This is a genomic window from Mesorhizobium sp. J8 (genome assembly GCF_016591715.1).
GTDB lineage: Bacteria > Pseudomonadota > Alphaproteobacteria > Rhizobiales > Rhizobiaceae > Mesorhizobium.
In genome coordinates this window covers 6,475,762-6,490,687 of the sequence record NZ_AP024109.1, presented here as the reverse complement: position 1 = coordinate 6,490,687, position 14,926 = coordinate 6,475,762, and the positions used below count along the sequence as shown (strand labels likewise).

The window sequence follows — 14,926 nt, the reverse complement described above, 5'->3', positions numbered from 1 at the left end:
ACAGGCGAAAGACATGTCGCCGGCCGAAGCTATTGTCAGATTTCGACGAGATGATCGTCGAGTTCGTTGGTGTCGCCCTCGGTGACCGGGAAATATTCGGCGAGCACCGCGCCGACCGATTCGACGGCTTTTACGAAGCCATCGGCCAGCCGGTCGTCGCCGGCGTGCTTCGTGAGGTCGCGCACCACGCCGTCCCAGACATGCTGGCCGACCTTGGCGTCGATGCCGGAGTCGGCGACGACCTCGGCATAGCGCTCGGCGATGGAGACGAAGATGAGCACGCCGGTGCGCGCCTGCGTGCGGTGGACGTTGCGGGCCAGGAACTGCTTCATCGCATTGGCGTGCGCGGCCTGATAGCGCAGCCTTCGCGGCACGAAATGAATGCGCAAGACGGGCAGGAACCAGAGCAGGGCGAACACCGAGGCCAGCGCCAGCAGCTGCGCCAGCACGAAATGCGGCAGCCGGATGGTGAGCCACAGGCCCTCCAGCCCGTAGGCGACGGCGAGGCTCGCGATGAAAAGGCCGATCGTGGCGGTGAATGCGGCCGGAAAGAAATAGCCGTCGCTGGCTCTCGCGACGACGCAATAGATCTCGCCGTCGGTCTTCAGCTCGGCCGTCCGGATCGCCTCGGCGATGCGGTCATGATCCTCGGCGCTGATCGGTCGTGTTGCCATGGTGCGTCACCAGCTTCCCGAAGAGCCGCCGCCGCCGGACGAGCCGCCGCCGCCGGAAAATCCGCCGCCACCCGAGGACCAGCCACCACCGCCCGACGACCAGCCTCCGCCGCCGGACGACCAGCCGCCCGAGGAAGAGCGTCGGTTCTGATCGAAGGTCATGCCCAGCCAGCGGTAGCGGCCCGGTCCGATCTTCTGGCCGAAGATCGGCGGCAGGATCGTCATGGCGATGCCGCCGAAGAAGATGAGCGCCCAGATGGTGATGAAGATGGCGAAGAACAGGTCGTCGGAATTGAACGGCGCCTGCTCGTTGCGCTTGCCGCGCGCCTCGAGCTCCTCCGGATTGCCCTCAAGCACCATGATCATGTCGTCGACGGCCTTGGTGATGCCGCCGGAGAAGTCACCGGCGCGGAAGGCCGGCACCATGTCGTTCTCGATGATCAGCTTGGTGTGAAGGTCCGTCAGCGTGCCCTCAAGCCCGTAGCCGACCTCGATGCGCATCTTGCGGTCGTTGGGGGCGACGAGCAGCAGCACGCCGTTGTTTTCCTTGGCCTGGCCGAGCTTCCAGAAGCGGAACAGCCGGTTTGCGTAGGGCTCGATCTCCTCGCCGCCGAGGCTGGGTATGGTGGCGACGACGATCTGGTCGGAGCCTTTTGTCTCGAAGTCGGCGAGCTTCTGCGTCAGCGCCGCCCGGGTGCCGGCATCGATGATGCCGGCATTGTCGACGACGCGGCCGGTGAGGGCGGGAAGGTCGGCGGCGAAGGCGGCGACGGGGAGGAGGAAAAAGGCAAGAAGGCCAAGAAAAGCGAGGTAGGCGCGAGGCACCCCCCTCTGGCCTGCCGGACATCTCCCCCGCAAGGGGGGAGATTGGATGTCACGCCCACCTTCGCAAATCTCCAACGTTGGAAGGGGAGATCCGGCGGTCAAGCTGCCGATCTCCCCCCTTGCGGGGGAGATGTCCGGCAGGACAGAGGGGGGTGTGAAGGAACTCAAGGCCTGCAAGCTCGATCAGATTCAGCCGGAGCCTTTAGCCGCCCTGTTTGGTGGTGCTCGTGCCGAAATCGACCTTCGGCACCTGCATCTTGTCCTCCTCGACGGTGAAGTTGGCAAAGGGCTGATTGCCGCGGAACCAGAAGGTCGCCCACAGCACGGACGGGAAGGTCTTCAGCGTCAGATTGTAATCCCTGACCGCCTGGATGTAGTCGCGCCGCGCGACTGCGATGCGGTTCTCGGTGCCTTCGAGCTGCGCCTGCAGGGCGAGGAAATTCTGGTTGGCCTTGAGATCGGGATAGGCTTCCGACACGGCGATCAGCCGCGACAGCGCGCTGGTCAGCCCAGCCTGGGCATCCTGGAACTTCTTCAGCGCTTCGGGGTCCTTCAGCGTGTCCGGCGTCACCGTGATCTGCGTCGCCTTGGCGCGCGCCTCGACCACCGCGTCGAGCGTGTCCTTCTCATGCGAGGCGTAGCCCTTCACCGTCTCGACCAGGTTCGGGATCAGGTCGGAGCGGCGCTGATACTGGTTGAGCACCTCGCTCCAGGCCGCATGGGCGTTCTCTTCCGCGGTCGGAATGGTGTTGTAGCCGCAGCCGGCAAGCAGCGGCAGCACGAAAGCCATCACCAGGAAGGCGGGCAGGCTGCGGAAGCGGGAGGGTAGTGAGAGGCGCTCGGTGATCATGATTGGTCCCTCGACAGAAGTTGCATGCGAAGCATTACCACAATCCACGCGCAAGAAAATGCCCGGCTGATGACGCCTGCCCCGGCTCGACCGCACGCCACTGTAAATGTCAGCGCGGACAGGCTAAGCTGCGGACGAGAAAGGACATTTGCCATGGCAGAGCGCCGGGACGACGAAGCCGAATCGCGCCGCATCCTCGAACGCGTGGCGCGCGAGACGGCGCCGGGCGGCGCGTCGTTCATCACACGCGCGGCGAAGGATGCGCGTGACCATGTAACCGCCGCCGACGCCGACCGCGCCGATCCCATCGAATATTGGGGAACCCGCATTGGCCGAACGCTCGGCCTCGTCATTGCCATTGGGCTATTGGTCTGGCTGGTGTATGCCGCCACGCGTGGCACTTTGTTTTGACGCAATTCCGGACGGAAAACCGCTACACACTTTCCCTGGACTTGCTCTTAGGAATCAACCCGCATGAGTGCAGAAAAAACCGACGCGCCGCGCGCGGTCATCGTCATCTCCAGCCATGTCGCCCGCGGATCGGTCGGCAACCGCGCGGCGGTGTTCGCGCTGGAGACGCTGGGCTTCCCGGTCTGGGCGGTGCCCACCGTCGTCCTGCCCTGGCATCCGGGGCACAGCCGCGCAACCCGCATCGTGCCGCCGCTCGACCAGTTCAAGGCGCTGATGGCCGATCTCGAGCGGGCGCCCTGGCTGGGCGAGGTGCGGGCCGTGCTGTCGGGCTATCTCGGCGAGGCGGGCCAGGCCGATGCGGTCGCCTCGCTGGTCGCCGCCGTCAAGAAAAGGACGCCGAACGCGCTTTACGTCTGCGACCCGGTGATGGGCGATTCTGGCGGGCTCTATGTGCCGGAGCCGACGGCCGCCGCCATGCGCGACAAATTGATGCCGATCGCGGATATCGCCACGCCAAACCGCTATGAACTCGAATGGATGGCGGGCGCGCCGCTGCCGGACATCAAGGCGGTGACGGCAGCCGCCCTTCACGCCGGGCCTTCGACCATGCTGGTGACCTCGGCGCCGGCGATGATGGCCGGCGGCACCGGCAATTTCCTGCTCGACGGCAGCCAGGCGCTGCTTGCCGAGCACCGCGTGATCGAGAGACCGCCGAATGGGCTCGGCGACCTTACCGCCGCGGTCTATCTGGCGCGCGTTCTTTCCGGCCTGGCGCCGGTCAAGGCCCTGCAATCGACGACCGCGGCCGTCTATGAGATCCTCGCCCGCACCGCCAAGCGCGGCGGCGACGAGCTTCAGCTCGAGACCGACGCGCAGAGCCTGGCGCATCCGATGGCCATGGTGCAGTTACGGCATCTGCTCCATCCCGGGCGGGACAAGCGGGCGTGAACCAAGCATTTTGCAGCCAAATGAAATTTGGCGTCGCAAAAATGCGGCTAAACAAGCAGCCAGAGCGGGATGCCAACTTCTACTAATTTGCATCCCACTCTGGCAGGCGTCGACGGCTGCAAGGCCGGCTGGATCGCCGTCCATCGTGAAGCGGACGCCGCGCCATCGGTCTCGGTCTTTCCGAGCTTCCAGGCACTGCTCGACGCGTTGCCCGACGCAACGATCGCCGTCGACATGCCGATCGGCCTGCCGGAGTTTTCGCGCAAGGGTGGCCGTGGGCCGGAAGCGCTGGTGCGGCGGCAGCTCGGGGCAAGGCAGTCGAGCGTTTTCGCCATCCCCTCGCGGGCGGCGCTCTATGCCGACACCAGCGACTTCACCACGATCGAGGCCTGGTATGCGGCGCACCGGCGGGCGAGCGCGGTGGCGATGGAGACCTCAGACCCGCCGCGCGGCGTCTCGATCCAGGCCTTCGGCATTTTTTCCAAGATCCGCGAGATCGATCAGCTGTTGATCGCGCGGCCCGAACTGCGCGTGCGCGTCTTCGAATCGCATCCGGAAGTGGCGTTCTGCCGGCTGAACGGCGGCGCCGCGATGGTGCTGCCGAAGAAGATCAAAGGCGCGGTCAACCCGGCCGGCATGGAGGAGCGCAAGGCGCTGCTTTGCCGGCATGGCTACGAAAAAGCGTTCCTCGATCAGGCGCCGCCGCGAGGTGCCGCAAGCGACGACTTCCTCGACGCGGCGGCGATGATGCTGATTGCCGGGCGTATCGCCAGGGGCGAGGCGCGTCCCTCGCCAGATCCTCCGCTGCTGGACCGTTTCGGCATCCCCGTCGCTATCTGGGCCTGACGCGGGTTTTTGCGCCTGATGCATGGCTTCGTCACAAGCGCCGACAATTCTGCATTGCTCACACCGGGCTTTTGCCGCTACAGGCATTCTGATCGCCACGACCTTGCCGCCTCAAACCCGGAAAGGCTTCAGCCGCCCATGCCGCATCTGCCCGAGCATCTGATCACCGGCTACCGCAACTTCATGAATGGCCGCTATCCCGCCGAGAGCGGGCGCTACCGCTCGCTGGCGCGCGAGGGCCAGGCGCCGGAGACGATGATCGTCGCCTGCTGCGATTCGCGCTCGGCGCCGGAAGCGATCTTCGATGCCGGCCCCGGCGAGCTCTTCGTGCTGCGCAATGTCGCCAATCTGGTGCCGCCGTATGAGCCGGACGGCGAGTATCACTCGACCTCGGCCGCGCTGGAATTCGCCGTGCAGAGCCTGAAGGTCAAGAACATCGTGGTGATGGGCCACGGCCGCTGCGGCGGCATCCGCGCCGCGCTCGACACCAATTCTTCGCCGCTATCGCCCGGCGACTTCATCGGCAAATGGATGAGTCTGATCGCGCCGGCCGCCGAGACCGTGGCCTCCAGCACGATGATGACGGCGACCGAGCGCCAGACGGCGCTGGAACGTATTTCCGTCCGCTATTCGATCGCCAATCTCAGGACCTTTCCCTGCGTCTCGATCCTCGAAGGCAAGGGCAAGCTCTCGCTCTACGGCGCATGGTTCGACATCTCGACCGGGGAGCTGTGGGTGATGAACAAGGAAACCGGCGATTTCGAGCGGCCTGAGCTGTAGGGGAGGGGTCATGCGGCGGATCAGCTGGAGGATCATTCTGGCGGCGGCGCTGCTCATGTCCTCGCTCGTCCGCGCCAGTGCCGATGACGGTGCCATCATCGACCGCTGGTATTCGGCGCTGCTGGTCGCGGACCGCACCGAATTGTCCGAGCTGCTTGCCGACGACGTGCGCATGAAGCTCGACGACATCGGCGTCGTCCAGACCAAGCAGGAGTTCATCGCCTCGATCGACGAATGGCAGGGCGCCGTCGCGGGCGCGGCGATCCGCCATCGCATCGAAAAGAGCGAGAATGGCGAGACCACCGTGCTCGCCTGCTATGATTTTCCCAGCAGCGACACGCTGATGCGCGAGACCTTCACCGTCGCCGGCGGGCGCATCGTCGCCAGCACGCAGACGGCGGTGGCGCAGGATTGCAGCGGCTATTGAACTCCGCCGTGTTGCGCGGTGTGGGACGTCGCCCTACATCGAGGCACCGCTCATCCACTCACCGGAATCGCTCATGTCATCTTCAAAAACCGTCGACCTCGCCGCTCATCCGCTGACCGTCTGGCAAGGGCCGCTCGGCCTGCCGGATTTTTCGCGCATCGGCGACGATGACTTCGGGCCGGTCTTCGACGCCGCGCTCGCGGCGCACCAGGCCGAGATCGACGCGATCGCCGGCAACGGCGAGACGCCGACGATCGACAACACGCTGGCCGCGTTGGAACTCGCCGGCGAGCCGCTCGACCATGTCTCGTCGATCTTCTGGTGCCGGGCCGGCGCTCACACCAACGACACGATCCAGGCGATGGAGCGCGAGGTTTCGCCGAAGATGTCCAGGCATTTCTCGGCGATCTCGATGAACGAAAAACTGTTTGCCCGCATCGACGATCTCTACCAGCGGCGCGACAGCCTCAAGCTTGATGCCGAAACACTGCGTGTCCTCGAGAAGACCTGGAAGGGCTTTGTCCGCTCGGGCGCCAAGCTCGATGCCGACGGCAAGAAGCGACTCGCGGCGATCAATGAGGAACTCTCCTCGCTCGGCACCAAATTCGGCCAGAACGTGCTTGCCGACGAGCGCGACTGGGCGCTGTTCCTCGACGAGGCCGATCTTGCCGGCCTGCCGGACTTCCTGAAGAGCGCCATGGCGGAAGCGGCAGAGATGCGCGGCCAGAAGGGCCGCTATGCGGTGACGCTGTCGCGCTCGATCTACGAGCCGTTCTCGACCTTTTCCGAACGCCGCGACCTGCGTGAGATCGCCTTCAAAGCTTTCATCATGCGCGGCCAGAATGGCGGCGCTTCCGACAACACCGATGTCGTGCGCGACATGCTGAAGCTGCGCGCCGAGAAGGCGAAGCTTCTGGGCTACGATTCCTTCGCGGCGCTCAAGCTGGACGACACGATGGCGAAGACGCCGAAAGCCGTGCACGAGCTGCTCGATCCTGTGTGGGAGAAGGCCCTGGAAAAAGCGGCCGCCGACCAGAAAGAGCTGGAGCGGCTTGCGGCGGAAGCTGGCAGCAACGAGAAGTTCGCGGCCTGGGACTGGCGCTTCTACCAGGAGAAGCTGCGCGCCGAGAAATTCGCCTTCGACGAGGCGGAGCTGAAGCCATACCTGCAGCTCGAGCGCGTCATCGAAGCCTGTTTCGATGTCGCGACGAAACTGTTCGGCATCAGTTTCGAGGAGAAAAAGGGCATCGCCGCCTGGCATCCCGACGCCAGGGTCTTCCTGGTGAAGAATGGCGACGGCAGCGAGCGCGGCCTGTTCCTGGCCGATTATTTCGCGCGACCGTCAAAACGCTCCGGCGCCTGGATGAGCGCGCTGAAATCCGGCTACAAGCTCGGTCACGGTTCGAAGCCCGTGATCTACAACATCATGAACTTCGCCAAGCCACCGGCCGGCGGGGCGGCGCTTCTGTCGGTCGACGAGGCGAAGACCCTGTTTCACGAGTTCGGCCATGCGCTGCACGGCATGCTGACCGACGTGACCTGGCCGTCGGTCTCCGGCACCTCCGTCAGCCGCGATTTCGTCGAGTTGCCTTCGCAGCTTTACGAGCATTGGCTGACGGTGCCGGCGGTGCTGGAAAAGCACGCGCTGCACGTCAAGACCGGCAAGCCGATGCCGAAGGACCTGCTCGACAAGATGCTTGCTGCCCGCACCTTCGGCGCCGGCTTCGCCACGGTCGAGTTCACCGCCTCGGCGCTGATCGACATGGCCTATCACGCAAAGGCGGACGCGCCAGCCGAGCCGCTTCGTTTCGAGGCCGAGACGCTGGAAAAACTGCATATGCCGGACACGATCGCGATGCGCCACCGCACCCCGCATTTCGGCCATGTCTTCGCCGGCGACGGATATTCAGCCGGCTATTATTCCTACATGTGGTCGGAAGTGCTCGACGCCGACGCCTTCTCGGCTTTCGAGGAGACGGGCGACGCCTTCAATCCGGAACTCGCCGAGCGGCTCAGGAAGAACATCTATGCCGCCGGTGGCTCGAAGGACCCGGAGGAGCTTTATACGGCGTTCCGCGGGAAGATGCCGTCGCCGGAAGCGATGATGGTGAAGCGGGGGCTGGTGTGATTGGCTGATCTCCCCCCTTGTGGGGGAGATGGCCGGCAGGCCAGAGGGGGGCGCTGTCCCGCCGACCTTTCAGTCCATCATAGTGGCCGCCCTCGGTTCGTTCGCTGCCCAAGGCTAGGTGAGGTCGCGTTCCTTCGCGCCCCCCTCTGCCCTGCCGGGCATCTCCCCCACAAGGGGGGAGATGGGCTGTTTCCACGGATCCGCCACCCTCGGCCATATAGCCCGGTTCAGCTTCCTGTAATCCGTCTTCGCCGGATTGCTCGGATAGGAACTCGGCGCCGCGACATAGATGATCTCGGCGGCGATCGGCGCGAAGCCGGCGTAGAAGTGGTTCGTCGACTTGATCAGCAGGATGTCTTTCGCCATCGGATCGATGCCGATGTTGGAAAAGACATCGGGCTCGAAGGTCTGTGTGCGGTTGGTGTTCAAGATGACGTCGACCTCGGTGCCTTCGATGCGCACCACCGCAGATGGCCCCAGCGTCACGCGGCTCGGGCCGAAGCTTTGCCAACCCTCGTTGGCCGTCCTCAGCACCGTGACGCGCGCATCGATCGGCTCGCCGGCCTGGGGGCCGGCCTTGCCGCCGAAGCGCAGGTCGATGACCGCGCCTTCGCCGGCGGCATGGCAGAAGGTCACCGCGATCGGATCCCAGATCGTCGCCACGCCGACCTTGGTCACGCCGCGCTCGAGCAGCTCACGCAGCACGATGGTGCCGTCGCCCGGCACGCCGCCGCCCGGATTGTCCCAGATGTCGGCGATCACCGCGGGCTTGTCTTGGCGCTCCGCGCGCACGGCCAGCGCCCGCTCGATGCCGGCCGAGGCGGGAAGCATCGTCATCGCCGTCTGCTCGCGTAGCGCATAGAGCTCGCGCCCCAGCGTTTCGGCGAGCTTGTCGCCTTTGGCCTTGTCGTTGTCGGTGACGACCAGGATGCGCGTGCCCATCTCGGGCACGTCGGCGGCCATGAAGCCGTGGATGACCGAGACCGACAGCACGCCGTCCTTGCCGTGCAGCGCCTTGATCCTGTCGACGAAGGAGCGCATCGGTTCGCGGCTGGTCGGCAGCACCTGGATCATGCGGCAGTCGAAGGTGGAGATCACCGGCTTGATCTCGCCGCGCGCCGCGGCGAGGCCGAGCTCGACCACATGCTCGCCGCGCTCGTAGAAATCGGTGTGCGGGAATTCGAGGAAATAGGCCATGACATCGCAAGCCGCGACGCGCTTCGGCGTCAGATGGCTGTGCGGATCGAATTCGGAGGCGATCACCACTTTCGGCCCGGCGATGGCGCGCACGCGCTCCAGCAGATCGCCCTCGCAGTCGTCATAGCCCTGCGCCACCATGGCGCCATGCAGGCCGAGGATCACCGCATCGACCGGCAGCGCCGCCTTGAGCTGGTCGAGGATCTCGTCGCGCAGCGCTTCATAGGTTTGGCGCTGCACCAGGCCGCCGGGTTCGGCCCAGGTGGCGGTGCCTTCGATGACGGTTAGCCCTTCCTTCGCGGCACGCTTGCGAAGCGCCACGATCGGCGAGGAGCACAGCGTCGGAGTCTCCGGATGTTTTCCGGGGCCGGCGTAGAATGCCATCTCGAACGAGGCCCGGTCGGTCGGCACCGGCGAGAAGGTGTTGGTTTCCGTCGCCAGCGAGGCGGTGAAGATGCGCATGAACGCTCCGTGAGGTGATGCAGCTATTTAACGGCCCCGAGCGCGAGGCCCCGGACGAGGTAGCGCTGCAGCCAGATGAAGAGGATCGCCACCGGCAGGGTCGCCAGCAGCGTGGCCGCCATGACATGGTGCCATTCGATCGTATAGCGCCCGGCGACGAGCGAGAAAACCTGGATCGGCAGGGTGTAGCTTTCCTGGCTGCGCAGCATTGTGAGCGCGACCACGAACTCGTTCCAGGCGTTGATGAAGGTGAAGATCGCCGTCACGGCGATCGCCGGCAGGCAGAGCGGCAGGAAGACCTTGCGCAAGGTCAGCCCGCGGCCGGCGCCTTCCATCCAGGCGGCTTCCTCGAGGTCACGCGGGATGGTGTCGAAATAGCTCTGCAGCATCCACACCGTGAAGGCGACGTTGAAGGCCATGTAGATGAAGCCGAGCGCGGTGGTGCTTTCGACCAGGCCCCAGGCGGCCATCAGCCGGAACAGGCCAAGCACCAGCACGATCGGCGAGATCATCTGCGAGATCAAAAGGAACTGGCGGAATGCGCCGTAGCCGGCAAAGCGGAAGCGCGACATGGCATAGGCCGCCGGCACCGAGATCAAGATGGCGCCGATCGTCGCCAGCGCCGACACGTAGAGCGAGTTGACAAGCGCCTGGCCGAAGCCGGTCGCCACCCACATGTCGGCGAAATTCGACCAGCGGAACTCGCTCGGCCACCAGGTGGGGGTCAGCACTTCGGTGCGCGGCTTGACGGCGGTCAGGAACATCACGGCGAAGGGGAAGATCGTCACGACGATCAACGGCGCCAGCAGCAGCCAGGCTATGATGGTGCGTTTCAGCTTCGGCGTCATGCGCGCTGCTCCCGCATGGCAAGGCGCACATAGATCATGGTGAAGACCAGCAGGATCACGAACATCACCAGCGACACGGCGGACGCCTCGCCCAATTTGCCGATGCGGAAGGCGAGCTTGTAGAGATGCGTGACCAGGATGTCGGTCGAGTTCGCCGGCCCCCCTTGCGTCATCACCCATATGATCGGGAAGGAGTTGAAGACGTAGATGGTGTTGAGCACGATCGCGATGTTGATGAAGGGCTTGAGCAGCGGAAAGGTTATCTCGCGGAACTGCTGCAACGGCGTTGCGCCCTCGAGCGCCGCCGCCTCGTAGAGATCGTCCGGGATCGACGATAGGCCGCCGAGGAAGATGGTGGTGGTGAAGGGCACCGTCACCAAGATGCCGATCAGCACCTGCATCGGGAAGGCGGTCTCGGCGCTCGCCAGCCACTGGATGTTCTGGCTGATCAGGCCGAGCTTCATCAGCGCCGAATTCAGCATGCCGCTCTCGCCGTTGAGCGCCCAGCGCCAGACCACCGCGGTCATGGTCAGCGACACCGCCCAGGGCAGCATGATGATGACGCGGGCGAGGCCGCGGCCATAAAAATCCATGTTGAGGATCATCGCCACCGGGATCGAAAGCAACAGCGCGCCGCCGACGACCAGTACGGTCCACAGGCCGGTGCGCCAGAGTGCCGCGACGAAATCCGGATCGGCGAACAGTTCGCTGAAGTTGCCAAGGCCGCTGAACTCGCGCAACTGGCCGAAGCGGTTGACGTCGTGCGTCGAGATCTGGATCAGGTCCCAGACCGGCCAGAAGATCACCACCGCCGCGAGCAGCAGGCTGGGGAGCGTCAGCAGATAGGGCAGGAAGCGATTTTGCATCGGCTGGTTTGTACTGCGTTGCGTTGTTGGCGGTGCTGGTTTGCCAGCTTATGCAATGCTCGCCTGTTCCAGGCGCTTAGTCTCGAATACTTTTCCAGGCGTTAGCGCTGCCCCTCACCTGTCTGCCGGCATCCTCTCCCCATATAGTGACGGGGAGAGGGACGCTGTCGCCGCCGCTTTCGCCAATCGCCAACGTTGCAGGCGCGGCTCCGAGGTTGCGGCCAGCTTCTTTCTCTCCGTCACTATACGGGGAGAAATGCCCGGCAGGGTAATGAGGGGCGGGGCCGACGTCGAAGATTTGTCCCTTTGTTTGGGATGACCACCTGTTCGTCCGGCTATTCGACCGAGCACCTTCCTAAAAGATGTGGCGCGCCCCGCGGGGGTAGGGCGCGCCACGGGGCGCAGGGAGAGACGCCCTTATTTCTTCTTGAGCACCGCGTTTGCCTTGTCGGCCGCCTCCTTCAAGGCGTCTTCCGGCTTGGCGCTGCCGAGATAGATCTTCTGCATGGCGTCCGACGTGATCTGGGCGATCTCCTCCCAGCCCGGGATGACCGGAGCGAAGCGAGCATCGGGCAGAAGCGCGGTGAAGGCGGCGAGATCGGCGTTGTTGACGTAATAGTCCATCTTCGCCTCTTCCTTGTTCACCGGCAGGAAGCCTTCGCCCTGCGTGAACTTGGCGCGCTGCTCCTTGGTGAACAGGAAGTCGAGCAGCTTCCAGGCCTCGTCCTTGTTCTTGGAGTTCTTGAACATGATGATCGAATCGGTGACGCCATAGGTGCCGCGCGCGCCGGTCGGTCCTGCGGGAATGGCCGCGACGCCGTACTTCAGATTCGGCGCTTCCTCCTTGATCTGGTTGGACAGGAAAGGCGCGGTGATCATCATGCCGACCTTGCCCTGCTTGAACAGGTTCTGCACATCCTCGCGGTTGTTGGAGGTGACGCCGGGTTCCGTCAGGCCCTCGTCGATCATCGACTTGTAGAGCTTGGCGGCTTCGAGCGCGCCGGGCGTGCTCAGGCCGGACGTGCCGTCCTTGTTGAGGATCTCGGTGCCCTGCGACCACATCGCATAGTAGTAGTAGACGTCGGTCTCGATCTCCTTGCCCTGCAGGCCGAAGCCGAAGGCGCCGATCGCCTTGATCTTGCGGGCGTCTTCCTGCAGCTCGGTCCAGGTCGCCGGCGGCTTGGCGATGCCGGCCTTCTCGAACAGCTCCTTGTTGTAATACATGGCGCGCGCGGAAGCCGCGATCGGCAGGCCATAGGTATGGCCGTCCATGATCGAGGGCGACAGGAAGGTGTCGATGAAGCGGTCCTTGAACTCGGGCTTGATGTAGCTGTCGAGCGGCTCGGCGACATCCTGCTGCACGAAGTCGATCAGCCAGCGGGTGCCGATGATCGAAAGGTCTGCATTGGTGCCGGCGGTGATGTCGGTGGTGAGCTTCTGCAGGAGCACGTCCCACGGCACCACTTCATATTTGATGGTGATGCCGGGATTGGCCGCCTCGAATTCCTTCTTCACCGCTTCGAAATAGGGGCCGGTCTTGGCGCTGTATTCGGCGACGGTGACGCGCACCTCGCCGGCATCCGCAGGCGCCGCAAAAGCCAGCATGCTCATTCCGGCCAACAGGCCGACAGTCCATTTCGCAAGGCTCATCTGATCTCTCCCATTGATGCGCATTGGCGCCTGCCCCTTCTTGGGCGCAGGATTTATGTGACTTTCCTACATTATCCATCATTTGGCGGTACGCAAGCGGATTATCATGTTGCTTAATTACATTTGCTTGGGTAGCGTATCGGCTCAAAATAAGGGGTGGAGGAGCGCGCAGCGTGGGTTCGACAGCCGAGTTCGAAGGCAAGACCGTAGTCGTCACCGGCGCCGGCGGCGGGCTCGGCTCGGCGATCGTCGAGCTCATGGCCGGGCGCGGCGCGCGCGTCGTCGGCTGCGACCAGTCGACGGAGGCGCTGGCCAGCCGGCATGTCACCTCCCGGCATGTCTTCAACCTGCTCGACCGGGCCTCGATCGAAGCGGCGATCCCCGCTTTGCTCGACAAGGATGGCGTTCCCGACATCCTGATCAACAATGCCGGCTGGACGCGCGCCGAGACGTTGAAGGCGCTGACGGCTGACAAGATCGAGGAGGAACTCGACCTCAACCTCACCGGCGTGATGACTTTCGCCGATCCGCTGATCAAGGAGATGTCGAAGCGCGGCTCGGGCAGCGTCATCTTCATCTCCTCGGTCAACGCCATCGCGCATTTCGGCAATCCGGCCTATGCGGCGGCCAAGGCCGGCATCAACGCCTATGCCAAGTCGATCGCCGTCGAGCTCGGCCGCAGCGGGTTGCGCGCCAATGTCGTGTGTCCGGGCTCGATCCGCACCGCCGCCTGGGACCACCGCCTGGCCAAGGATCCGGAAATCCTCGGCCGGCTGAAGCGGCTCTATCCGCTCGGCCGCATCGTCGACGCGCGGGAAGTGGCCGAAGCGGTTGCCTTCCTTGCCTCGGACCGCGCTTCCGGCATAACTGGCGCTGTCGTGCCGGTCGACGCCGGCCTGACTGCCGGTTACCTGCCTTTCATCGACGACATATTGGGAGCGTGACCATGACCGACGTCCAGTTCCGCGACCTGTCGAAATCCTTCGGCCAGCACAGGATCCTCGAGGACATCAACCTCGACATCCGGACCGGCGAATTCGTCGTGCTGGTCGGCCCGTCCGGCTGCGGCAAGTCCACGCTTTTGCGCATGCTGGCCGGACTGGAGACGATCACCTCCGGCGATCTCGTCATCGGCGGCACGCGCGCCAACGACCTGCCGCCGCAGAAGCGCAACATCGCCATGGTGTTCCAGTCCTACGCGCTGTTCCCGCATCTGAAGGCTTCGGACAATATCGGCTTCGGCCCGAAGATCCGTGGCGAGAGCCGCGCGGCGATCGACGACAAGGTGAAGAAGGCATCGGGCGTGCTCAACCTCTTCTCCTATCTCGACCGCTATCCGCGGCAGCTGTCCGGCGGCCAGCGGCAGCGCGTCGCCATGGGCCGCGCCATCGTGCGCGAGCCTTCGGTGTTCCTGTTCGACGAGCCGCTTTCCAATCTGGACGCGCAATTGCGGGTGCAGATGCGCACCGAGATCAAGGCGCTGCACCAGCGGCTGAAATCGACCATCGTCTACGTCACCCACGACCAGATCGAGGCGATGACCATGGCCGACCGCATCGTGGTGATGGACCGCGGCCGCATCCAGCAGGTCGGGCAGCCGCTGGAGCTCTATGATAAGCCGGCCAACAAGTTCGTCGCCGGCTTCATCGGCTCGCCGTCGATGAGCTTTGTTTCCGGCGCGCTGAAGACGGCCGGGGCCAGGTCCTGGTTCGAGACCAGCGGCGGCGGCCGGCTGGCGGTCTCGGGCAAGGCAACTCCCGGCAGCGGGACGGTCGAGGCCGGCATACGGCCCGAGCACTTCGTCGTCGGCGCCGGTGACGATGCCCTCGCCATCAAGGTCGACGTGGTCGAGCCGACCGGTTCGGAAACCCATGTCTACGGTTCTGTCGGCGACGACACGGTGCGCGCGGTGTTCCGCGACCGGCTGCAGGTCAAGCCAGGCGACCGGCTGCCGGTGAGCGTCGATCCGCGCAACATCCACCTCTTCGACAAGGCGACCGGCCTGCCGCTGTGA

At 64.7% G+C, this 14,926-nt stretch carries 15 protein-coding genes; 8 read left to right on the top strand and 7 right to left on the bottom strand.

Translation table 11 applies throughout. From position 1 onward, the window contains the following. Positions 1 to 35 precede the first annotated feature (35 nt). The 3 genes from MJ8_RS31060 to MJ8_RS31050 form a co-directional block, all read right to left on the bottom strand. Positions 36 to 674 (bottom strand): TPM domain-containing protein, encoded by a 639-nt coding sequence (locus MJ8_RS31060; RefSeq protein WP_201412341.1) that lies wholly within the window; start codon positions 672 to 674, stop codon positions 36 to 38. Positions 675 to 680: 6 nt separating this feature from the next. After that, a complete protein-coding gene (locus MJ8_RS31055) occupies positions 681 to 1,499 on the bottom strand; it encodes a TPM domain-containing protein (protein ID WP_201412340.1) in 819 nt (272 codons plus the stop codon). Positions 1,500 to 1,701: 202 nt separating this feature from the next. Further along, entirely contained in the window at positions 1,702 to 2,349 is a 648-nt protein-coding gene (locus MJ8_RS31050) for a LemA family protein (protein ID WP_201412339.1), read from the bottom strand. A gap of 153 nt (positions 2,350 to 2,502) precedes the next feature. On the opposite strand from MJ8_RS31050, the gene MJ8_RS31045 reads away from it, so the two are divergent. The 6 genes from MJ8_RS31045 (at position 2,503) to MJ8_RS31020 (ending at position 7,889) form a co-directional block, all read left to right on the top strand. Then, a complete protein-coding gene (locus MJ8_RS31045; RefSeq protein WP_201412338.1) occupies positions 2,503 to 2,760 on the top strand; it encodes a hypothetical protein in 258 nt (85 codons plus the stop codon). Positions 2,761 to 2,823: 63 nt separating this feature from the next. Continuing rightward, positions 2,824 to 3,708, top strand: a complete 885-nt coding sequence (pdxY, locus tag MJ8_RS31040) for a pyridoxal kinase PdxY (RefSeq protein ID WP_201412337.1) — start codon at positions 2,824 to 2,826, stop codon at positions 3,706 to 3,708. A 69-nt stretch (positions 3,709 to 3,777) separates the two neighbouring features. Next, the gene (locus tag MJ8_RS31035) at positions 3,778 to 4,554 is read left to right on the top strand and encodes a DUF429 domain-containing protein (RefSeq protein ID WP_201412336.1); all 777 of its coding nucleotides are present in this window, start codon (positions 3,778 to 3,780) and stop codon (positions 4,552 to 4,554) included. 138 nt (positions 4,555 to 4,692) lie between these two features. After that, positions 4,693 to 5,334 (top strand): carbonic anhydrase, encoded by a 642-nt coding sequence (locus MJ8_RS31030; protein WP_201412335.1) that lies wholly within the window; start codon positions 4,693 to 4,695, stop codon positions 5,332 to 5,334. A gap of 10 nt (positions 5,335 to 5,344) precedes the next feature. After that, on the top strand, positions 5,345 to 5,761 hold the full coding sequence (locus MJ8_RS31025; protein ID WP_201412334.1) for a nuclear transport factor 2 family protein: 417 nt from the start codon (positions 5,345 to 5,347) through the stop codon (positions 5,759 to 5,761). Between the two features lie 73 nt (positions 5,762 to 5,834). Next, on the top strand, positions 5,835 to 7,889 hold the full coding sequence (locus tag MJ8_RS31020) for a M3 family metallopeptidase (RefSeq protein WP_201412333.1): 2,055 nt from the start codon (positions 5,835 to 5,837) through the stop codon (positions 7,887 to 7,889). Positions 7,890 to 8,003: 114 nt separating this feature from the next. Here MJ8_RS31020 and MJ8_RS31015 read toward each other — a convergent pair whose 3' ends face one another. The 4 genes from MJ8_RS31015 to MJ8_RS31000 form a co-directional block, all read right to left on the bottom strand. Continuing rightward, positions 8,004 to 9,548: a M81 family metallopeptidase gene (locus tag MJ8_RS31015; RefSeq protein WP_201412332.1), complete on the bottom strand. Its 1,545-nt coding sequence runs from the start codon at positions 9,546 to 9,548 to the stop codon at positions 8,004 to 8,006. 23 nt (positions 9,549 to 9,571) lie between these two features. Continuing rightward, the gene (locus tag MJ8_RS31010) at positions 9,572 to 10,396 is read right to left on the bottom strand and encodes a carbohydrate ABC transporter permease (protein ID WP_201412331.1); all 825 of its coding nucleotides are present in this window, start codon (positions 10,394 to 10,396) and stop codon (positions 9,572 to 9,574) included. Then, entirely contained in the window at positions 10,393 to 11,262 is an 870-nt protein-coding gene (locus MJ8_RS31005; RefSeq protein WP_201412330.1) for a carbohydrate ABC transporter permease, read from the bottom strand. Before MJ8_RS31005 ends, MJ8_RS31010 begins: the two co-directional genes overlap by 4 nt. 417 nt (positions 11,263 to 11,679) lie before the next feature. Beyond that, positions 11,680 to 12,912, bottom strand: a complete 1,233-nt coding sequence (locus tag MJ8_RS31000; RefSeq protein ID WP_201412329.1) for an ABC transporter substrate-binding protein — start codon at positions 12,910 to 12,912, stop codon at positions 11,680 to 11,682. 173 nt (positions 12,913 to 13,085) lie between these two features. Between MJ8_RS31000 and MJ8_RS30995 the strand changes: the two genes are divergently transcribed. Beyond that, complete coding sequence (locus MJ8_RS30995) at positions 13,086 to 13,856, top strand: SDR family NAD(P)-dependent oxidoreductase (RefSeq protein WP_201412328.1); 771 nt, start codon at positions 13,086 to 13,088, stop codon at positions 13,854 to 13,856. A 2-nt stretch (positions 13,857 to 13,858) separates the two neighbouring features. Next, positions 13,859 to 14,926, top strand: coding sequence for an ABC transporter ATP-binding protein (locus MJ8_RS30990; RefSeq protein ID WP_201412327.1), 1,068 nt, complete (start codon positions 13,859 to 13,861; stop codon positions 14,924 to 14,926).